This is a genomic window from Saccharothrix sp. BKS2 (assembly GCF_047689505.1).
GTDB lineage: Bacteria > Actinomycetota > Actinomycetes > Mycobacteriales > Pseudonocardiaceae > Actinosynnema > Actinosynnema lopnurensis.
Genome location: NZ_JAUQOL010000009.1, coordinates 178,986 through 199,515, shown reverse-complemented (window position 1 = coordinate 199,515; position 20,530 = coordinate 178,986). Strand labels below are relative to the sequence as shown.

Genomic DNA, 20,530 nt, shown 5'->3' with positions numbered 1-20,530 from the left:
CGTTGTAGCTTTCGGGGCACCCCATCGCCAGGAGGTGTCCCGTGCGCCGGACCGCAGCCGTCGCCCTGTCCCTGTTCGCGCTGGTCGCGTGCGGTACGTCGCCGGAGGGGAACGCCCCGGGCGGCGAGTCCCCGGGGGCCGGCGACCTCCCCGACACCGCGGCGATCGTGGCGGCCGTCACCCGCGACGACGCCCTCGCGGCCGCCCTGCCCGAGGGCATCCGGCAGGCCGGGAAGCTCCGCGTCGGCTCGAACGTGCAGAACCCGCCGAACAACTTCTACGCCGCCGACGGCAAGACCCCGGTCGGCTCCGAGGTCGACCTGGTCAAGGCGGTCGGGGCCAAGCTCGGCCTGGCCGTCGAGCACCAGGACATGGCGTTCGGCTCGCTCATCACCGGCCTCCAGGCGGGCCGGATCGACGTGACCATGGCCGCGATGAACGACACCGCCGAGCGGCAGGAGGCGATCGACTTCGTCGACTACTTCACCTCCGGCATCACGATCATGGTGCAGAAGGGCAACCCGGAGGGTGTCACGGGCCCGGACGACCTGTGCGGCAAGTCCGTCGCGGTCAACCTGGGCTCCAGCCAGGAGACCTTCGCCAAGGAGCACCGGTGCCTGTCCGGGGACGCCATCCAGGTGACCGCCACCGACAGCGACACGCAGAACCAGAACCAGCTGCGCACCGGCCGGGTGGCCGCCATCCTCAACGACCTGCCCACCGCCGTCTACGTCGCCAAGACCGCGGGTGACGGCGAGTTCTTCGAGGTCGTCGACCTGGAGCCGATCAACGGCGGCCCCTACGGCATCGGCGTCGCCAAGGGCAACCCCGAGCTCACCGAAGCCCTCCGCGGGGCCCTCCAGGCCCTGATCGAGGACGGCACCTACACCCGCATCCTCGACGCGTGGGACGTCGCCCAGGGCGCGGTGGAGCAGGCGACGGTCAATGGCGGCTGACCCGCAGACCGACGACCTGACCGTCGTCCCGCTGCGCCACTGGGGCCGCTGGGTCGGCGGCGCGGTGATCCTCGCCCTGCTCGGCGCGCTGACCTGGGCGCTGGCCGGCGCCCGGATCGACTACGCGGCCGTGCCCGGCTTCTTCACCCACGAGATCATGCTGCGCGGCCTGGTGAACACGGTCGTGCTCGCGGTGGTCGCCCAGGCGGGCGCGATCGTGCTCGGCGTGGGCATCGCGCTGCTGCGGCGCTCGCCCAACCCGGTCGCCCGCTGGTTCGCCGCCGGCTACGTGTGGCTGTTCCGCGGCCTGCCGGTGCTGCTCCAGATCCTGCTGTGGTTCAACCTGGCGCTGGTGTTCGAGAACATCTCGATCTTCGGCCTCTACGAGGAGAAGACCAACGTCCTGGTCACCGCGTTCGTGGCGGCGCTGCTCGGCCTGGGCCTCAACGAGAGCGCCTACATGGCCGAGATCGTGCGGGCCGGCCTGACCAGCGTGGACCACGGGCAGGTCGAGGCCGCGAAGGCCATCGGCATGACGCCCGCCACCACGCTGCGGCGCGTGGTGCTGCCGCAGGCCATGCGGGTGATCATCCCGCCGACCGGCAACAACTTCGTCAACATGCTCAAGGGCACGTCCATGGCCTCGGTCATCGGCTTCCTGGAGCTGATCCACGCGGCCAACAACATCGCCTCGCGCAACCTCCAGGTCATGGAGACGCTGTTGGCGGCGGCCGCCTGGTACATGGTGGTGGTCAGCCTGGCGGGCGTCGGGCAGCACTTCCTGGAGCGCTACTACGGCAGGGGGACGGTCCGGTGAGCCTGGTGCGCGCGGTCGGCGTGCGGAAGTCCTTCGGCGCGGTCGAGGTGCTGCGCGGCGTCGACCTGGAGGTCGCCGCCGGCGAGGTGGTGTGCCTGCTCGGGCCCTCGGGCGCGGGCAAGTCCACCTTCCTGCGGTGCGTCAACCACCTGGAGACCATCGACGCGGGCCGCATCTGGGTCGACGGCACGCCGGTCGGCTTCGCCGAGCGCGGCGGGAGGCTGCACGAGCTGCCGGAGCGCGAGGTCGCCCGGCAGCGGCGCGACATCGGCATGGTGTTCCAGCGGTTCAACCTGTTCCCGCACCGCACGGCGCTGGAGAACGTGGCCGAGGGCCCGGTCCGGGTGCTGCGCCGGCCGCGCCGGGAGGCGGTCGAGCAGGCGCGGGCGCTGCTGACCCGCGTCGGCCTGGCCGACAAGGTCGACGCCTACCCGCACCGGCTGTCCGGCGGCCAGCAGCAGCGCGTGGCCATCGCCCGCGCGCTGGCCATGCGGCCGAAGCTGATGCTGTTCGACGAGCCCACCTCGGCGCTGGACCCCGAGCTGGTGGGCGAGGTGCTCGACGTGATGACCGACCTCGCCCGCGACGGCATGACCATGGTCGTGGTCACGCACGAGATCGGGTTCGCCCGGCAGGTCGCCGACCAGGTGGTGTTCCTCGTCGACGGCGCGGTGGTCGAGGCGGGGCCGCCCGCGCAGGTGCTGGACGACCCGCAGCGGCAGCGCACGCGGCAGTTCCTCGCGAAGGTGCTCTAGTGGTCACGCGCGTCCCGTCCTCCTACCTCGTCCAGTTCCACGAGCCGGAGGGGTACCTGGACTTCGCCCGGTTCGGGCCGCCCTCGCACGCCGTGGTGGAGGCGTCGACCCGGCTGCTGGAGGTCTCGGCGGCCGCCGGCCCGTCCACGGTGGACGACCTGATGCGCCAGGAGCTGCGCGCCAAGGCCGCCGCGGCGCGGCTCTGCCGGGGCGACACCGACCACGTGACCCTGCTGCCCAACACCAGCACCGGCCTGTTCCAGGTGGCGCTCGGGCTGTCCGGCGGGGTACTGGTGTCGGCGGGGGAGTTCCCGGCCAACACCTACCCGTGGGTGCGCTCGCCCGGCGTGGACGTGACCTGGCTGCCCCCCGGTCCGGTGACGCCCGGGGCGGTGCGCGCGGCGCTGACCCCGGAGGTGCGCGCGGTGTCGGTCAGCGCCGTGGACTTCCGCACCGGCCACCGCGCCGACCTCGCCGCGCTGCGCGAGGTGGTGGGCGACCGGCTGCTGGTGGTGGACGGCATCCAGGGCTTCGGCGTGGTCGACGAGCCGTGGGAGGCGGCCGACGTGCTGGTGGTCGGCGGCCAGAAGTGGCTGCGCGCCGGGTGGTCCACCGGCTTCCTGGCGCTGTCCGACCGCGCCCTGGAGCGCCTGGACCCGGTGCTGTCCGGCTGGACCGGCGCCGAGGACCCCGGCCTGTTCGACAACGCCGTCCACCCGGTGGGCGAGGGCGCGGCGGCCTGGTCGATCACCAACCTCAGCCCGGTCGCCGCCGGTGCGCTGGCCACGGCGCTGGAGCTGGTCGAGCTGGCCGGCGTGGCGGCGCTCGACCGGCGGGTCGCCGAGCAGGCGGGCGCGCTGGCCGAGGCGGTCCGGGAGGCGGGCGGCGAGGTGGTGCGCGCGACCGACCGGCACGCGGGCATCCTGGCCTTCACCCTGCCCGACCTGCCGTCGCCGGTGGTCGGCGCGGCGCTGGCCGAGGCGGGCGTGACCGCGACCGTGCGACCGGAGCACGTGCGCGTCTCACCGCACGCCTCCACCACCCCCGGCACGGTCGAGCGGTTCGCCGCCGCCCTGAAGGGGCTGGCCGGGCCGAGACCCCGGGCGGTCGCCGCGCCCCCCGTCACCCACGACGTGCTCGCCGCCCTCGTCCCCACGGTCAACAGCCTGGCCGCGGCGCTCGGGCCGGGCACCGAGGTCGTGCTGCACGACCTCGGCGCCCTGCCGAACTCGATCGTCGCCATCGCCGGCGACCTGACCGGCCGCGCGGTCGGCGGGCCGATGACCGACCTGCTGCTGGGCCTGGTCCGCCGGGGCACCACCCAGGACCTCGCGGGCTACGAGACCTACGCCCCCGACGGCCGGGTGATCCGCTCGTCCACGGTGTTCCTGCGCGACGAGCGCGGGGTGGCGGTCGGCTGCCTGTGCGTCAACAGCGACCCAGGGTCCGGCAACCCAGGGTCCGGCAACCCGGGGTCCGGCAACCCGGGGTCCGGCAACCCGGGGTCCGGCAACCCGGGGTCCGGCAACCCGGGGAACGGCAACCCGGTGAACGGCAACCCCGGGAACGGCGCGCCCGGCCCGGAGCGCGCCGTCGAGGCGTTCCCCGGTGACGTCGACACCCTCCAGCGCCTGCTCGTCGAACGCGCCGTCGACGCGGTCGGCGTGCCGGTGGAGCTGATGAAGAAGTCCCACAAGTCGCAGGTGGTGCGCGTGCTCGACGAGGCGGGGCTGTTCCTCATCCGGGACTCCGTGGACCACCTGGCCGGCGTGCTCGGCGTCACCCGGTACACGATCTACAACTACCTCAACGAGATCAGGGGCTGATCGCCCTCGTGCACCGCGGCGTGCACGGCGTCCCGCGCGGCGTTCGCCTCCTCGTCGGTCAGGGTGCGGGTCGGGTGGCGCAGCACCAGGCGCAGCAGCACGTTCTTCTGGTCGGGGCGCGCCCCCAGCCGGGCCACCGCCGCCGGCGGCAGCCCGGCCACCGGGGTCTCGCCCACCACCAGCACCTCCTCGGCCAGGTCGCCCACCACGGCCCGGACCGCGTCGCCGAGGGTCTCGGCGTCGGCGTCCGCCGCGACCGCCACCGAGAGGTCCCGGGTGATCGCCGGGTGCCGCGACACCGGCCGGTACGGCGCGAGGTCGAGCATCTGCGCGGCCACCCGGGGCTCGGTGGAGCGCAGCAACCGGATGTCCGGCACGCCCTTGCGCAGCATCAGCAGCCGGTCCAGCCCCAGCCCCAGGGCCAGGCCGCGCACCTCGCGGGGCAGCCGCGCCCGGTCCAGCACGTGCCGGGCCGCCACGCCGCACTCGGCGACCTCCAGCCACCGACCGTCCACCAGCACGTCCACCTGCCGCCCGGCCGTGGTGTACGGGTGGGTGGCCGGTGTGGCGCGGTGCGGCAGGCCCGGCACCGCCGCCGCGAGCACCGCGCCCACCAGCTCGTCCAGCGACGCCTCGTGGTGGGAGATCCGCCACAGGTCGAGCTGGTGCGGGGTGCCCGAGTGCACCCGGTCGACCGCGTCCCGCCGGTGCACCACGCCGACGCACGCCAACACCACGTCGTCCCAGTCGTCGGTGGCGCCCAGCAGGCGCAGCGCGGGCGGCACCATGGCCGTGGTGTGGCTGCGCAGCATCCGGCCCTCGGTGGTGTAGCGCGTGTAGCGGGCGTCGCGGGTGACCGCGTCCGGCGGGTAGCCCAGCGCGGTGTAGTTGTCGTCGATCGGCACGTCCGGGGGATCCCGCCGGACGCGCACGTCGGCCACCGGCAGGGCGGCCAGGATCTCGTCGAGCAGCAGTTGCACGGCGTGCGCCCCGTAGGCGGGGTCGCTGAGGTCGCGGGTCATCGCGGTGTTCCTCTCGCGGGTCGGCTGGACGGTGCGGGGAGCACCCCCGGGCCGGTCCGCCGACGGGACCGCGTGGACTTCAGCGCACGCCGCAGGCCCCGACGACCGGGTCTCCCGGCCGGGGGCGGCTGAATCGACGTGTCACGTTTTCCACCTTAGCCGGGGCGTGCCGCATGATGCACCCATGTTGTCGACCAAGGGCGAGGACTTCCGCGCGTTCTGGACCGAGCGCCACCTGTGCACGCTGACCACGGTCCGGCGGGACGGCACGCCGCACGTCGTGCCGGTCGGCGTCACCCTGGACGTGGGCACGGGCACCGCGCGGGTGATCACCTCGGGCGGCTCGACCAAGGTCCGCCACGTCCTGGCCGCCGGCGAGGCGGGCGCGGCCGTCGCGGTGTGCCAGGTCGACGGCGCGCGCTGGTCCACGCTGGAGGGCCGGGCCACCGTCCGCCGCGAGCCCGGGGCGGTCGCGGACGCCGAGCAGCGGTACGCGCGGCGCTACCGCACTCCCCGCCCCAACCCCGAGCGGGTGGTCATCGAGATCGCCGTGACCCGCGTGCTGGGCACGGTGTGAGCGCCCCGGTCACCGTCGTCGGCATCGGCGCCGACGGCTGGGACGGGCTCGCGCCCGCCGCCCGCCGCGAGATCGCCTCCTGCCAGGTCCTGATGGGCAGCGCCCGCCAGCTCGACCTCGTCCCCGGCGACGCCGAGCGGGTGCCGTGGCCCTCGCCGCTGCTGCCCGCCCTGCCGGGGCTGCTGAGCCGCCACGGGGACCGCCGGATCGTCGTGCTGGCCAGCGGCGACCCGATGTTCCACGGCATCGGCTCCACCCTGGTCCGGCTGGTGGGCGCCGAGCGGGTGCGCGCCGTGCCGCACCCGTCGTCGGCCTCGCTGGCCTGCGCGCGGCTGGGCTGGGCGCTGGACGGGGTGGCGGTGGTCAGCCTGGTCGGCAAGCCCGCCGCGCTGCTCGTGCCGCACCTGCACCCCGGCCGGCGCGTCCTGGTGCTCGGCGGCTCGCCCGCCGAGGTCGCGGCCCTGGCCCCGGACGCCCGGATCACCGTCCTGGAGCAGCTCGGCGGCCCGCGCGAGCGCGTCCACCACGACCTCGCCGCCGCCGACCCCCTGCACGTGCTGGCACTGGAGTGCGGCCGCGACGGCGCGTCGACCACCCCGGGCCGCCCCGACGACACCTACGAGCACGACGGCCAGCTGACCAAGCGCGAGGTGCGCGCGGTGTCGCTGGCGCTGCTCGCCCCGCGCCCCGGCGAGCTGCTGTGGGACGTGGGCGCGGGCGCGGGCAGCATCGCCGTCGAGTGGTGCCGGACCCACCCGGCGTGCCGCGCGGTCGCGGTCGAGCGGCACCCGGGGCGCGCCGCCCGCGTCACCCGCAACGCCACCGCCCTGGGCGTGCCCGGCCTGCGCGTCGTGGTGGGGGAGTCGCCCGCCGTCCTGGACCCCCGGGAGCTGGAGCCGCCGGACGCCGTGTTCGTCGGCGGCGGCCTGACCGCGCCCGGCGTGGTCGAGCGCTGCTGGGCGGCGCTGCGGCCGGGCGGCCGCCTGGTCGCCAACGCCGTCACCCTGGAGTCCGAGGCCGTCCTGACCCGCTGGCGGGCGCGCCTGGGCGGCGAGCTCACCCGCGTCGAGGTCAGCCGCGCCGCGCCCGTCGGCGGCTTCACCGCCTGGCGACCGCACCTGCCCGTGACCACCTGGGCCGTGACCAAGGAGGACCCCATGACGGAGGACCTCATGGCGGAGGACCCCGTGGCGGAGGACCCCATGACGGAGGAAGACCGGTGACCGTCCACTTCATCGGCGCGGGCCCCGGCGCGGCCGACCTGCTGACCCTGCGCGCCGCCCGCCTGCTCGCGGAGGCGCCCGTGTGCCTGTACGCGGGCGCGCTCGTGCCCACCGAGGTGCTGGCGCACTGCCCGCCGGACGCGCGCCTGGTGGACACCGCGTCGCTCACCCTGGACGAGATCGTCGCCGAGCTGGCCGCCGCGCACGCCGCCGGCCACGACGTGGCCCGCCTGCACTCCGGCGACCCGTCGGTGTTCAGCGCGGTGGCCGAGCAGATGCGGCGCCTCGACGCCCTGGGCATCCCCTACGACGTGACCCCGGGCGTGCCCGCCTTCGCGGCCGCCGCCGCGGCGCTCAACCGGGAGCTGACCGTGCCCGGCGTGGGGCAGACCGTCGTGCTCACCCGCACCGCCGCGCGCGCCACCCCCATGCCGCCGGGGGAGGACCTCGGCTCGCTCGGCCGGTCGGGCGCGACGCTGGTGCTGCACCTGGCCGTGCAGCGGATCACCGAGGTGGTGGCCGACCTGCTGCCGAACTACGGCCCGGACTGCCCGGTGGCCGTGGTGGCGCGGGCCAGCCGCGACGACGAGGAGGTCCTGCGGGGCACCCTGGACACCATCGCCGACCAGGTGCTGGCCGCCGGGATCAGGCGCACCGCCGTGATCGTGGTGGGCCGGGTGCTGGCCGCCGAGGGGTTCCCCGACAGCCACCTCTACTCGGCCGACCGCTGCCGCTCGTGACCCGCCCGCCCCACGACCGTCCCCGCCCGGTCGATCACCACCACGTCCACGGCCACCGGCGCGCCCCGCAGCACCCCGTCCGCGACGGCCTTCGCCCGCGCCGCCACCAGGTCGCCCAGCGGCACCCCGGCCTCCTGGCACACCCGCAGCGCGCCCAGCGCCGTGTTGGCCCCCCGCACCCGCGCGGCCACCTCGGCATCGCCCACCAGCGAGGCCAGGAAGCCCAGGTCGACCTGCGACCGGCCCGAGTGCAGGTCCAGGTGCCCGTCGGCGAGCTTGGACAGCTTGCCGATGCCGCCCGCCACGGTCAGCCGCGGCACGGGGTGGCGCCGCAGGTACTTCAGCACCGCCCCGGCGAAGTCGCCCATGTCCAGCAGCGCGTCCTCGGGCAGCCCGTGCAGCTCCGCCGCGACCCGCTCCGACGTGCTGCCGGTGCAGCCGGCGACGTGCGTGCGGCCGGCGGCCCGCGCCACGTCCACCCCGCGCCGGATGCTGTCGATCCACGCCGAGCACGAGTACGGCACCACGATCCCGGTGGTGCCCAGGATCGACAGCCCGCCCAGGATGCCCAGCCGGGGGTTCCAGGTGCGGCGCGCCAGCTCCTCGCCGTGCGCCACGGAGATCTCCACCACCACGTCGCCGCTGCCGCCGTGCTCGCGAGCCACCCGCTCGACGTGCTCGCGCACCATCCGGCGCGGCACGGGGTTGATCGCGGGCTCGCCGACCCCCAGGGGCAGGCCCGGCTTGGTCACCGTGCCCACGCCCGGCCCGGCGCGGAACACCACCCCGGTGCCCGGCTCGCCCCGCCGCACCGTCGAGCCGACCAGCGCGCCGTGCGTGACGTCCGGGTCGTCGCCCGCGTCCTTGACCACGAAGGCGGCGGCGAACCCCTCGCCCAGCTCCTCCCGGGCCAGCGCGAAGGCCGGGGTCTGCCCCCTGGGCAGCACGATCCCCACCGGGTCCGGGAACTCGCCGGTGAGCAGCGCCGTGTAGGCGGCGGTGGTCGCGGCGGTCGCGCAGGCGCCGGTGGTCCAGCCGAAGCGCAGGTCCGTGCTCACGACGACAGGATGCAGCAGCCGTGAGGACCGTGCTGGTGCTGGGTGGCACCGGGGAGGCCCGCGAGCTCGCCGGCGCCCTCGCCGGCGTCCGGGTGATCTCCTCGCTCGCCGGCCGGGTGAGCGCGCCGAGGCTGCCGCCCGGGGAGGTGCGCGTCGGCGGGTTCGGCGGGGTGCCGGGCCTGGTCGCCTACCTGCGCGCCGAGCGCGTCGACGCGGTCGTGGACGCCACCCACCCGTTCGCGCAGCGCATCACCGCCAACGCCGTGGCCGCCACCGCGGAGACGGGCACGCCGCTGCTCGTCCTGCGCCGCCCGCCGTGGCCGCCGCAGGAGGGCTGGACCTACGTGGACGACGTCGCCGCGGCGGCCGCGGCGGTGCGGGGCCGGCGCGCCCTGATCACCACCGGCCGCCGGGAGCTGGCCCACTTCACCACCGGCGTGGCCCGCACCGTCGACCCGCCCGACGACCCGGCCCCCGGCCTGACCGTGGTCCTCGACCGCGGCCCCTACACCGTCGAGGGCGAGCTGGCGCTGCTGCGCGAGCACGCCGTCGAGGTCCTGGTCACCAAGGACAGCGGCGGCCCGATGACGGCCGCCAAGCTGACCGCGGCCCGTCACCTCGGCCTGCCGGTCGTCGTGGTGCGCCGCCCGCCCGCGCCCGACGCGCCGCTGGTCGAGACGGTCGCGGAGGCCGTGGCCCGGCTCACCGGGGGTAGCGGCGCGGGGTGAACACCGCGCCGCGCGCGGTCCACCGGGTCTGCGAGGAGCCGACCAGCAGCAGGCACCGCATGTCCACGGTGGACGCGTCGAGGTCGGCCAGGCGCACCACCCGAACCTCCTCCTCCGGGCCGCCCACGTCACGCCCGATCACCACCGGCGTGTCCGGGGACCGGTGCCGCAGCAGCACCTCCCGCGTCGACTCCACCTGCCAGGTCCGGGTCTTCGACGCCGGGTTGTAGAGGGCCAGCACCAGGTCCGCCCGCGCCGCCGCCTCCAGCCGCCCCTCGATCACGTCCCACGGCTTGAGCCGGTCCGACAGCGACACCACGCAGTAGTCGTGCCCGAGCGGCGCGCCCACCCGGCTGGCCACCGCGTGCGCCGCGGTCAGCCCCGGCAGCACGCGCACCGGCACGCCCGCGAACTGCTCCTCGTCCGCGACCTCCAGCACCGCGCTGGCCATCGCGAACACGCCCGGGTCGCCGGACGAGACCACCGCGACCCGCCGCCCGCGCCTGGCCAGGTCCAGGGCGAACGCGGCCCGCTCGGACTCCACCCTGTTGTCCGAGGCGTGCACCCGCTGCCGCGGCCCGGCGTTGACCCGGTTGAGGTACGTCACGTAACCCACCAGGTCGTCGGCCTCGGTCAGCGCCCGCCGCGCCTCCGGCGTCAGCCACTCCGGCCCGGCCGGGCCGAGCCCGACCACGACGACCTCGCCGACGGCCTCCCGCCGCCGCTGCCCCTTGCTGGGCAGCAGCGCCAGCGAGAAGTAGGGCACGCTGTCGGCGTCCACCTCGGACAGCGGCGCGGTGCGCTGCCCGCCGGTGGTGGCCCGCTCCACGTACCACGCCCCGTCCAGCCGGCCGGTCCGCTCCAGCGCCGCCCGCACCTGCGGGAAGGTCCGGCCCAGCTTCACCACCGCCACCGGGTCGCCACCCGACAGGTGCTCCACCAGCGCGTCGGCGGGCAGCGTGCCCGGCAGCACGGTCAGCACCTCGTCCCGCTCCACCAGCGGCCGCCCGAGCACCGCCGCGCCCGCGCTCACCGACGTCACCCCGGGCACCACCTCGGCCTCGTACCGGTGCGCCAGCCGCTTGTGCAGGTGCATGTAGGAGCCGTAGAAGAACGGGTCGCCCGCCGCCAGCACGACCACCACGCGCCCGGCGTCCAGGTGGACCGCCAGCCGCCGGGCGCACTCCTCGTAGAAGGCGTCCATCTCGCCCTGGTAGTCGTCCGAGTCCTCGGTCGTCACCGGGTAGACCAGCTGCTCCTCGACCTGGCCCGGCCGCAGGTACGGCGCGGCGATCCGGCGCGCCACGCTCCGGCCGTGCCGCGCGCTGTGGAACACCACCACGTCCGCCTCGGAGATCAGCCGCGCCGCCTTGACGGTCACCAGCTCCGGGTCCCCCGGACCCACCCCGACCCCGTAGAGCTTGCCGGTCATTCTTCCTCGCTCGCGATCGCGTTGACCGCCGCGGCGGTGATGGCGCTGCCGCCCCGCCGCCCGCGCACGACCAGGTACTCCAGACCCAGGCGGTTGTCCGCCAGGGCGTCCTTCGACTCGGCCGCGCCGATGAAGCCGACCGGCACGCCCAGCACGGCCACCGGTTTCGGCGCGCCCGCGGCGATCAGGTCCAGCAGGTGGAACAGGGCCGTGGGGGCGTTGCCGATCGCCACCACCGCGCCGGCCAGCCGGTCGCCCCACAGCTCCAGCGCGGCCGCGCTGCGCGTGTTGCCGATCCCCGCGGCCAGCTCGGGCACCCCGGGGTCGTCCAGCAGGCACAGCACCTCGTTGTCGGCGGGCAGCCGCCGCCGGGTCACGCCCGAGGCCACCATCCGCGCGTCGCACAGCACCGGGGCGCCGCCCAGCAGCGCCTCCCGCGCCGCCCGCACCACGTGCGGCGAGAAGTCCACGTCGTCGACGAGGTCGACCATGCCGCACGCGTGGATCATCCGGACCACCACCCGCGCCACGTCCGCGGGGAACCGCCCGAGGTCGGCCTCGGCCCGGATGGTGGCGAACGACCGGCGGTAGATCTCCGCGCCGTCCCTGACGTAGCTGGTCACCTGATCTCCTCGTACCCGTCGCCGGTGGCGACGAACTCCACCACGTCCCCGGCCGGTCGCCCGCACCGCCGGGCGCAGCCCGACCAGTGCGCGCGGCCCGCGTGCGGCGTGCCGACCCACCGGGTGACATCGGCCCGCACGTCGCTCAACGACTTCGCGCACCCCGGCCGCCCGGCGCACGCGCTCACCCCGTGCCACGGCGAGTCGGCCGAGGTGAACATCCCTCCCACGTCCGTGCCCACCGGCACGACCACGCTCCGCCACGGCGTCACCCGGACGGGAACCCCGGCCAGCAGCCGGGCGTCCCACCGCCCCAGCGGCACCCCGGCGACGACCACGGACCCGACCGGGCCCGGCGCCACGGGCGTCACCAGGGCGGGCAACCGCTCCTCGCCCGCGCCGCCCAGCGCCTCGGTGATCTTCCCCACACCGCCGTCCACTTCGGACAGCCGCCAGGCCGGGCCGCGCAGTTCCCGGAACAGCCGCGCGGCCGTCACCACCGCCGCCACCGGGTCGTCCACCCGCACGCCTGAATCGACGCCGGCCAGGAACAACGCGTCACCGACCAGTCCGATGTCACCCGCCAGCCCGCTGACCCCGTGACCGACGGTGACCAGGAACCGGCCGGGCAGGTCCGCCAGCTCCGGGACCGCGCACAGCGCCGCGTCGACCTCGTCGACCAGCGCCTGGTTGTCCGCCAGCGGGTCGGCGACGATGTTGCGCACCCGCTCGTGGGTCGCCGAGGGCAGCAACCCGGCCTCGCGCAACCGGGCCGCGAGCTCCAGCTCGGCCCCGTCGGCCAGGCCCCTGAGCTGCACGTTCGCCCGCGAGGTCAGCTCCAGGAAGCCGTCGCCCAGCTCCGCCGCCGCGCCCCGCAGCACGTCCACCTGGCGGGCGCTCAGCGTGCCGCCCGGCACCCGCACGCGCGCCAGCCCGCCGTCGGCGGCGCGGTGCACCTCGACGGCGCCGGGGCAGGCGTCCGGGCGATCCCGATCGGTGGACATGGGCTGGATGCTAACCACCATCTAGGGTGACTTCCGAACGGCGAAGCAACAGGAGGAAGCCGGTGCGAACCCGGCGCGGTCCCGCCACTGTGACCGGGAGTGGTTCCCGGGAGTCAGGAACTCCGCCCGCCGAACCCTACGACCTGGGGCGAGGACCCCCGAGGGATGGAGCCCGCACGTGATCCTGCTGCTGTCGACCTCCGACACGGACCTGCTGTCCGCCCGCGCGAGCGGTGCCGACTACCGCCTGGCCAACCCGGCCCGCACCGCCCCCGACGACCTGCCCGACCTCCTGCGCGACGTGGACCTGGTCGTCGTGCGCATCCTGGGCGGCCGCCGCATGTGGGAGGAGGGCCTGGACGCGCTGCTGGCCGGTCCGCGCCCCGTCGTCGTGCTGGGCGGTGAGCAGCACCCCGACGCCGAGCTGATGGAGCTGTCGACCGTCCCCGCCGGCGTCTGCGCCGAGGCCCACGCCTACCTGGCCCACGGCGGCGCGGCCAACCTGGCCCAGCTGCACCACTTCCTCTCCGACACGGTCCTGCTCACCGGCCACGGCTTCAGCGCCCCGGAACCGGCCCCCACCTGGGGGTTGCTCGACCGCGAGCGGCGGGGCACCGGCCCCACCGTCGCCGTCCTGTACTACCGGGCCCACCACGTGGCCGGGAACACCGCCTTCGTGCACGCCCTGTGCGACGCGATCGAGGCCAAGGGCGGCACCCCGCTGCCCCTCTTCTGCGCCTCCCTGCGCTCCGCCGACGAGGGCCTGCTGGCCGAGCTGCGCAAGGCCGACGCCCTCGTGGTCACCGTCCTGGCCGCCGGCGGCACCAAACCCGCCACCGCCTCGGCGGGCGGCGACGACGACGCGTGGGACGTGGGCGCCCTGGCGGCCCTCGACGTCCCGATCCTCCAGGGCCTCTGCCTGACCACCAGCCGCGCGGCCTGGGACGAGAACGACGACGGCCTGTCCCCGCTGGACACGGCCACCCAGGTCGCGATCCCCGAGTTCGACGGCCGGATCATCACCGTCCCGTTCTCGTTCAAGGAGGTCGACGAGGACGGCCTCACCGTCTACGTGGCCGACCCCGAGCGCGCCTCCCGGGTGGCCGGCCTCGCCGTGCGCCACGGCCGGCTCCGCCACGTCCCGCCGGCCCGGCGCCGCGTCGCGGTCATGCTCTCGGCCTACCCGACCAAGCACTCCCGCATCGGCAACGCCGTCGGCCTCGACACCCCGGCCAGCGTGGTCCGCCTGCTCGCCGAGCTGCGCGACCGCGGCTACGACATCGGCGACGACCTGCCCGGCGTGGCGAACCAGGACGGCGACGCCCTGATCCACGCCCTCATCGCGGCCGGCGGCCAGGACCCCGACTGGCTGACCGAGGAGCAGCTGCGGGGCAACCCCGTGCGCCTGCCCGCGACCCGCTACCGGTCCTGGTACGACACGCTCCCGGAGGACCTCAGGGAGGGCATGGAGCGCCACTGGGGCGAGGCCCCGGGCACCCTCTTCGTGGACGGCTCCGACATCGTCCTGGCCGCCCTGCGCTCCGGCAACGTCGTGGTCATGGTGCAGCCGCCGCGCGGCTTCGGCGAGAACCCCATCGCCATCTACCACGACCCGGACCTGCCCCCGAGCCACCACTACCTGGCCGCCTACCGCTGGCTCGAGGAGGAGTTCCGCGCCGACGCCGTGGTCCACGTGGGCAAGCACGGCAACCTGGAGTGGCTCCCCGGCAAGACCGCCGGCATGTCGGCGTCCTGCGGCCCCGACGCGGCCCTGGGCGACCTCCCGCTCATCTACCCGTTCCTGGTCAACGACCCGGGGGAGGGCACCCAGGCCAAGCGCCGCGCCCACGCCACCCTGGTCGACCACCTCGTACCCCCGATGACCCGAGCCGACAGCTACGGCGACATCGCCAGGCTCGAACAGCTCCTCGACGAGCACGGCGCCATCGCCGCGATGGACCCGGCCAAGCTCCCCGCCGTCCGGGCCCAGATCTGGACCCTCATCCAGGCCGCCAAGCTGGACCACGACCTCGGCCTGGAGGACCGCCCGCACGACGCCGAGTTCGACGACCTCCTGCTCCACGTCGACGGCTGGCTGTGCGAGATCAAGGACGTCCAGATCCGCGACGGCCTCCACGTCCTCGGCCAGGCGCCCACCGGGGAGGCCCGGGTCAACCTCGTCCTGGCGATCCTCCAGGCGCGGCAGATGTGGGGCGGGCAGACCGCCGCCCTGCCGGGCCTGCGCGAGGCCCTGGGCCTGGACAGCACCGACCGCGCCTCCACCGACCGGGTCGAGGCCCAGGCCCGCGCCCTGGTCCAGGCCATGGAGGACGCCGGCTGGGACCGCGCCACCGCCCGCACCCTCACCGAGGACCCGGACGTGGCGAGGATCCTGGAGTTCGCGGCCGACGAGGTCGTCCCGCGCCTGGCCCGCACCACCGACGAGCTGACCAACGTCCTGCACGCCCTGGACGGCGGCTACGTCCCCGCCGGCCCGTCCGGCTCCCCGCTGCGCGGCCTGGTCAACGTCCTGCCCACCGGCCGCAACTTCTACTCCGTGGACCCCAAGGCCGTCCCGTCCCGCCTGGCCTGGGAGACGGGCCAGGCCATGGCCGAGTCCCTGCTCGCCCGCTACCGCGAGGACACGGGGGAGTGGCCGCCCTCCGTCGGCCTCTCCGTCTGGGGCACCAGCGCCATGCGCACCGCCGGCGACGACATCGCCGAGGTGCTGGCCCTGATGGGCGTCCGCCCCACCTGGGACGACCAGTCCCGCCGCGTGACCGGCCTCGAACCGATCCCGCTCGCCGAACTCGGCCGCCCCAGGATCGACGTCACGGTCCGCATCAGCGGCTTCTTCCGCGACGCGTTCCCCCACGTCGTCGCCCTGCTCGACGACGCGGTCCAACTGGTCGCCGACCTCGACGAGGCCCCCGCCGACAACTACGTCCGCGCCCACACGCGGGCGGACCTGGCCGAGCACAACGACCGCCGCCGCGCCACCCTGCGCATCTTCGGCAGCAAGCCGGGCGCCTACGGCGCGGGCCTCCTCCCGCTCATCGACAGCCGCAACTGGCGCGACGACACCGACCTGGCCGAGGTCTACGCGGTCTGGGGCGGCTACGCCTACGGCCGCGACCTCGACGGCGCGGAAGCCCGGACGGACATGGAAACGGCCTACAAGCGCATCGCCGTGGCCGCGAAGAACATCGACACCCGCGAACACGACATCGCCGACTCGGACGACTACTTCCAGTACCACGGCGGCATGATCGCCACGGTCCGCGCCCTGACCGGGAGGACCCCGGCCGCCTACATCGGCGACAACACCCGCCCGGAGAACGTCCGGACCAGGACCCTCCACGAGGAGACGAACCGGATCTTCCGGGCCCGGGTGGTCAACCCCCGCTGGCTCTCCGCGATGCGCAAGCACGGTTACAAGGGCGCCTTCGAACTGGCCGCGACCGTCGACTACCTCTTCGGCTACGACGCCACCACCGGCGTGGTCGCGGACTGGATGTACGAACAACTGGCCGCCACCTACGTCATGGACCCCGAGAACCAGAAGTTCATGACGGAATCCAACCCCTGGGCCCTCCACGGCATCGCCGAACGCCTGCTGGAAGCCGCGAACAGGGGCATGTGGGAACACCCGGACCCGAACACCCTGGAAGCGCTGCAAGCCATCTACCTCCAGACCGAAGGCGATCTGGAAGAAAGCTGAACCAAAGGCAAACCGCACCCCGACCGACAACCGAACAAAGCCTGCCGCGCTCGTCCTCTCCCGTATGGCCTGGGCGCAGCCCTGCCGCGCTTGTCCAGGGGTGTCGCACGCTTTTCGCGACACCCCTGGACAAGTGTGGTTGCCTCTGGCAGGTCATACGGGAGAGGACGAGCCCGAGCTCTTCCCCCTCCTGGCGGCCTGCCATGCGGCGAGCTGCTCTTTCTTTGTCTCGTGAACCAATAAATTCGGTTCACGGACGACGCTCGCCGCTGGGCAGACCTCCGGGGGGAAAGGCAACGGCTCGTGTTCCCCCGCATGGCCTGCCAAAGGCAACCACCCTTGTCAAGGGGGCGTCGCGAAAAGCGTGCGACACCCCCTTGACAAGCGCGGTAGGGCTGCGCCCAGGCCATACGGGGGAACACGAGCTGCCCCGCGGTTCGACAAGCGCGCGATGTCCGTGGTTGGTCCTGTGTGGAGTGCGTGTGTGAGTGCCCGGCGAGCGCGCATGATCGCGTGACACGGATCTGCAACAGATCGACAACTGAGACGGCAACGGGGAAGTGTGGAGTCGTCAACGTGGGACTCTGGGGTCCGGAACGCGGAACTCGCAGGTCGGGGCCTCGCGCTTCGCGGTAGGGGTAAACCGAGAGTGTCCGACCGGTCTACGGATGGTGCCTGAACGGACCATCCACGACCCCGCTAGCAGAATCGTTCCAGCGGCGCAAATGTCGCAACGTCGGTAACAGCGCGGACACGGGAGCTTGACACAACTCCGTGGTGCGAACCACACTCCCCCAAAACCTGGGAGCGCTCCCAGAACGTTCACCGCCGATCAACTGAGGAGTTCTCGTGCGCTACCGTCGAGCGGGCTTGGCCAAGGCAGTGGCCTGCACCGCAGTGGTCGCCCTGGCCGCCTCGGCCTGTGGCTCGGGTGGTTCCACCACCACCTCCGATGGCAAGACCGTGCTGACGGTCGCCACGTTCAACGAGTTCGGCTACGAGGAACTCTTCAAGGAGTACGAAGCCGCCAACCCGAACATCAAGATCGAGCAGCGCAAGACCGGTCAGGGCGCGCCCCACCACCAGAACCTGTTCACCAAGCTGGCCGCGGGTTCCGGTCTCGCCGACGTCGAGGCGATCGAAGAGGGTTACCTGGCCCAGGTCATGTCGAAGTCGAGCCAGTTCGAGGACCTGAAGGAGATCGGCCCGTCCGATGTCCGCGAGGACCGCTGGCTCCAGTGGAAGGTCGACGCCGTCACCACCAAGGACGGCAAGCTGATCGGCTACGGCACCGACATCGGCCCGCTGGCCATGTGCTACCGCAAGGACCTCCTGGAAGCCGCGAACATGCCGTCCGACGCCGAGGGCGTCAAGGCGCTGTTCGAGTCCTGGGACACCTACTTCGCCGCGGGCGACCAGTACGTGAAGGCCACCGGCAAGGCGTGGTTCGACTCCGCCTCGCAGGTCTTCAACCCGATGCACAACCAGGAGAAGGTCGGCTACTTCGACCAGGACGACAAGCTCGCGATCGAGACCAACAACGACAAGAAGATCTTCGAGCAGGTCTCCGCGGCCGTCCAGGGCGGTCAGTCCGCCAAGCTCGTCGCCTGGAGCGACGAGTGGAAGCGCGGCTTCAAGGAGTCGGCGTTCGCCACCAAGGTGTGCCCGTCGTGGATGCTGGGTGGCATCCGGGACAACTCCGGCCCCGAGCACAAGGGCAAGTGGGCCGTCAGCGCCACCTTCCCCGGCGGCGGCGGCAACTGGGGCGGTTCGTACCTGAGCGTCCCGAAGCAGGGCAAGAACAAGACCGAGGCCGCCAAGCTGGCCGCGTGGCTGACCGCGCCCGAGCAGCAGATCAAGGCGTTCACCGCCAAGGGCACCTTCCCCAGCCAGACCCAGGCCCTGATCTCGCCCGAGCTGCTGAACCAGACCGACGAGTACTTCGGCGGCGAGAAGGTCGGCCTGCTGTTCGCCGAGCAGGCCAACAAGGTCCCCGCGGCCCAGTACAAGGGCCCGGAGGACGGCACCATCCAGGAGACCGTGCTCTCCCCGGCGTTGCAGGCCGTCGAGCAGGGCACCGCGCCGGCGGACGCGTGGAACACGGTCCTCGAGGGAGCCAAGAAGGCTGCCAAGTAATGACGACCGAATTGACGGTCGCGAGCGGGCGGGGCGCCGAGCCCCGCCCGCCGCGGCGCGAAGACAACGATGACAACGCCCCCGCCAAACTGAGCTGGCGATATCGGCTGACGCGGTTCGACGTCAAGTTCTCGCCGTACCTCTACATCGCGCCGTTCTTCGTCGTGTTCGGCATCGTGGGCCTTTTCCCGCTGCTCTACACCGCCTACATCTCCCTGTTCGACTGGGAGCTGGGCGCCGACGAACAGCCGTTCGTCGGCATGGAGAACTACACCACGCTGTTGGCCGATTCGCAGTTCTGGAACGCGATGGTCAACACGCTGAGCATCTTCGTGCTCTCCAGCGGTCCCCAGGTGGTCGTGGCGGTGCTGCTGGCCGCCCTGCTCAACACCGCGCTGCGCGGCCGGACCGCCTGGCGCATGGGCGTGCTGCTGCCCTACGTGGCGAGCCTCGTCGCCCTGACGATCATCTTCGCGAACCTGTTCGGCCCCCAGTACGGCATGATCAACAGCCTGCTGGAGTTCGTCGGGCTGGAGCGGATCGACTGGCAGGCGGAGCGGTGGTGGAGCCACGTCGCCATCGCCACCATGGTCAACTGGCGCTGGACCGGCTACAACGCCCTGATCGTGCTCGCCGCCATGCAGGCCATCCCGCGCGACATCTACGAGGCGGCCTGGGTGGACGGCGCGAGCAAGGTGCGCCAGTTCTTCAGCATCACCCTGCCGCTGCTGCGCCCGACGATGATCTTCGTGGTGGTCACCTCGACCATCGGCGGCCTCCAGATCTTCACCGAGCCGAAGCTGTTCGCGCCCGCGGGCAGCAACAACGGCGGCGCCTCGAACCAGTACCAGACCGTCGTGCTCTACATGTACCAGTCCGGCTTCCAGAACTTCGACCTCGGCTACGCCTCCGCGATCGCCTGGGTCCTGTTCCTGGTCATCATCGGGATCGCCGGCGTCAACTTCCTGATCACCAGGCGACTCGCATCCTCCGGAGGATCATGATGGCCGTCATCCACGGGAGCCCGCCCGTCGTCGCGCGACCGCCGGACCGGCGCCGGCGCGCGGGCGGGGGCAAAGGCACGCTGTCCGACCGCCGCCCCGGCTTCACCGTCTACGGGATCCTGATCGCCTTCATCCTGGGCTCGGCCTTCCCGTTCTACTGGTCGTTCGTGGTGGCCAGCCACAACGACTCGGAGATCACCGGCGACCCGCCCCTGATCCCGGGCGGGAACTTCTTCATCAACGCCGGCCGGGTGCTGGACACCATCCCGTTCTGGCAGGCGCTGGGCAACAGCATCATCGTCTCCGGCACCGTCACCCTGTCGGTCGTCGTCCTGTCGACCCTGGCCGGATTCGCGTTCGCGAAGCTGCGCTTCAAGGGGCGCGGCCCGCTGATGGTCTTCGTGGTCGCCACCCTCGCCGTGCCCACCCAGCTCGGCATCATCCCGCTCTACATGACGATGGCGGAGTTCGGCTGGTCCGGCACCCTCGGCGCGGTCATCATCCCCAACCTGGTGACCGCGTTCGGCGTGTTCTGGATGCGCCAGTACATCGCCGACGCCGTGCCCGACGAGCTGATCGAGGCCGCCCGCATGGACGGCTGCAGCATGATCCGCACGTTCTGGCACGTGTGCCTGCCCGCGGTTCGCCCGGCGGCGGCCATGCTCGGCATCTTCACGTTCATGATGTCGTGGAACGACTTCCTCTGGCCGCTGATCGTGCTCGACCCGGCCAACCCGACCATGCAGGTCGCCCTGGAGAAGCTCCAGAGCGGCTACTACGTCGACAACACGCTCGTGCTCGCCGGGACCACCATGGCCACGGTCCCGATCTTGATCGTCTTCCTCGTACTCGGTCGGCAGATCGTCGCCGGGATCATGCAGGGTGCTGTGAAGGGGTAGCTGTGGAGT

General features: G+C 73.5%; 17 protein-coding genes and 1 riboswitch. Of the genes, 12 read left to right on the top strand and 5 right to left on the bottom strand.

The genetic code is table 11. The features are described from left to right. The first annotated feature begins 41 nt into the window (after positions 1-41). From Q5530_RS20815 to Q5530_RS20800, 4 genes are read left to right on the top strand one after another with little or no spacing between them, the layout of a single operon-like run. Positions 42-956, top strand: coding sequence for a transporter substrate-binding domain-containing protein (locus Q5530_RS20815; RefSeq protein ID WP_415364382.1), 915 nt, complete (start codon positions 42-44; stop codon positions 954-956). Next, positions 946-1,773 carry an amino acid ABC transporter permease gene (locus tag Q5530_RS20810; protein WP_415364380.1) on the top strand — a complete coding sequence of 276 codons (828 nt, stop codon included), beginning with the start codon at positions 946-948 and terminating at the stop codon, positions 1,771-1,773. Before Q5530_RS20815 ends, Q5530_RS20810 begins: the two co-directional genes overlap by 11 nt. Beyond that, entirely contained in the window at positions 1,770-2,528 is a 759-nt protein-coding gene (locus tag Q5530_RS20805; RefSeq protein ID WP_415364378.1) for an amino acid ABC transporter ATP-binding protein, read from the top strand. Before Q5530_RS20810 ends, Q5530_RS20805 begins: the two co-directional genes overlap by 4 nt. Further along, positions 2,528-4,354, top strand: a complete 1,827-nt coding sequence (locus Q5530_RS20800; RefSeq protein WP_415364377.1) for an aminotransferase class V-fold PLP-dependent enzyme — start codon at positions 2,528-2,530, stop codon at positions 4,352-4,354. The genes Q5530_RS20805 and Q5530_RS20800 overlap by 1 nt, the downstream gene beginning before the upstream one ends. Here the strand turns inward: Q5530_RS20800 and Q5530_RS20795 are convergent. Continuing rightward, positions 4,330-5,376 (bottom strand): hypothetical protein, encoded by a 1,047-nt coding sequence (locus Q5530_RS20795; RefSeq protein ID WP_415364375.1) that lies wholly within the window; start codon positions 5,374-5,376, stop codon positions 4,330-4,332. The two genes, Q5530_RS20800 and Q5530_RS20795, sit on opposite strands and share 25 nt — an antisense overlap. A gap of 184 nt (positions 5,377-5,560) precedes the next feature. Here Q5530_RS20795 and Q5530_RS20790 point away from each other — a divergent pair, with 184 nt between their 5' ends. The 3 genes from Q5530_RS20790 to cobM are packed head-to-tail and all read left to right on the top strand — an operon-like array spanning position 5,561 to position 7,916. Beyond that, positions 5,561-5,953: a TIGR03618 family F420-dependent PPOX class oxidoreductase gene (locus Q5530_RS20790; RefSeq protein ID WP_415364374.1), complete on the top strand. Its 393-nt coding sequence runs from the start codon at positions 5,561-5,563 to the stop codon at positions 5,951-5,953. Next, positions 5,950-7,176 carry a precorrin-6y C5,15-methyltransferase (decarboxylating) subunit CbiE gene (cbiE, locus tag Q5530_RS20785; protein WP_415364373.1) on the top strand — a complete coding sequence of 409 codons (1,227 nt, stop codon included), beginning with the start codon at positions 5,950-5,952 and terminating at the stop codon, positions 7,174-7,176. Before Q5530_RS20790 ends, cbiE begins: the two co-directional genes overlap by 4 nt. Continuing rightward, positions 7,173-7,916, top strand: coding sequence for a precorrin-4 C(11)-methyltransferase (gene cobM, locus Q5530_RS20780; protein WP_415364371.1), 744 nt, complete (start codon positions 7,173-7,175; stop codon positions 7,914-7,916). Before cbiE ends, cobM begins: the two co-directional genes overlap by 4 nt. On the opposite strand, the gene Q5530_RS20775 is transcribed toward cobM, so the two are convergent. Beyond that, on the bottom strand, positions 7,889-8,974 hold the full coding sequence (locus tag Q5530_RS20775; protein ID WP_415364369.1) for a cobalt-precorrin-5B (C(1))-methyltransferase: 1,086 nt from the start codon (positions 8,972-8,974) through the stop codon (positions 7,889-7,891). The genes cobM and Q5530_RS20775 overlap by 28 nt on opposite strands. 20 nt (positions 8,975-8,994) lie before the next feature. Between Q5530_RS20775 and Q5530_RS20770 the strand changes: the two genes are divergently transcribed. Continuing rightward, complete coding sequence (locus tag Q5530_RS20770; protein WP_415364368.1) at positions 8,995-9,702, top strand: cobalt-precorrin-6A reductase; 708 nt, start codon at positions 8,995-8,997, stop codon at positions 9,700-9,702. Here Q5530_RS20770 and cobJ read toward each other — a convergent pair. From cobJ to Q5530_RS20755, 3 genes are read right to left on the bottom strand one after another with little or no spacing between them, the layout of a single operon-like run. Further along, entirely contained in the window at positions 9,677-11,134 is a 1,458-nt protein-coding gene (gene cobJ, locus Q5530_RS20765) for a precorrin-3B C(17)-methyltransferase (protein WP_415364366.1), read from the bottom strand. The two genes, Q5530_RS20770 and cobJ, sit on opposite strands and share 26 nt — an antisense overlap. After that, the gene (locus Q5530_RS20760) at positions 11,131-11,757 is read right to left on the bottom strand and encodes a precorrin-8X methylmutase (protein WP_415364365.1); all 627 of its coding nucleotides are present in this window, start codon (positions 11,755-11,757) and stop codon (positions 11,131-11,133) included. The genes cobJ and Q5530_RS20760 overlap by 4 nt, the downstream gene beginning before the upstream one ends. Next, complete coding sequence (locus tag Q5530_RS20755) at positions 11,754-12,761, bottom strand: hypothetical protein (RefSeq protein ID WP_415364364.1); 1,008 nt, start codon at positions 12,759-12,761, stop codon at positions 11,754-11,756. Before Q5530_RS20755 ends, Q5530_RS20760 begins: the two co-directional genes overlap by 4 nt. Before the next feature lie 7 nt (positions 12,762-12,768). Next, positions 12,769-12,906: riboswitch (cobalamin riboswitch) on the top strand. A gap of 33 nt (positions 12,907-12,939) precedes the next feature. Between Q5530_RS20755 and cobN the strand changes: the two genes are divergently transcribed. The 4 genes from cobN to Q5530_RS20735 all read left to right on the top strand — a co-directional run bounded on the left by cobN (position 12,940) and on the right by Q5530_RS20735 (position 20,521). After that, entirely contained in the window at positions 12,940-16,482 is a 3,543-nt protein-coding gene (cobN, locus tag Q5530_RS20750) for a cobaltochelatase subunit CobN (protein WP_415364362.1), read from the top strand. A gap of 849 nt (positions 16,483-17,331) precedes the next feature. Then, entirely contained in the window at positions 17,332-18,618 is a 1,287-nt protein-coding gene (locus Q5530_RS20745) for an ABC transporter substrate-binding protein (RefSeq protein ID WP_415364361.1), read from the top strand. Further along, the gene (locus Q5530_RS20740; RefSeq protein ID WP_380640718.1) at positions 18,618-19,622 is read left to right on the top strand and encodes a carbohydrate ABC transporter permease; all 1,005 of its coding nucleotides are present in this window, start codon (positions 18,618-18,620) and stop codon (positions 19,620-19,622) included. Before Q5530_RS20745 ends, Q5530_RS20740 begins: the two co-directional genes overlap by 1 nt. Continuing rightward, positions 19,619-20,521, top strand: a complete 903-nt coding sequence (locus tag Q5530_RS20735) for a carbohydrate ABC transporter permease (protein WP_415364359.1) — start codon at positions 19,619-19,621, stop codon at positions 20,519-20,521. The genes Q5530_RS20740 and Q5530_RS20735 overlap by 4 nt, the downstream gene beginning before the upstream one ends. Positions 20,522-20,530: the final 9 nt, after the last annotated feature.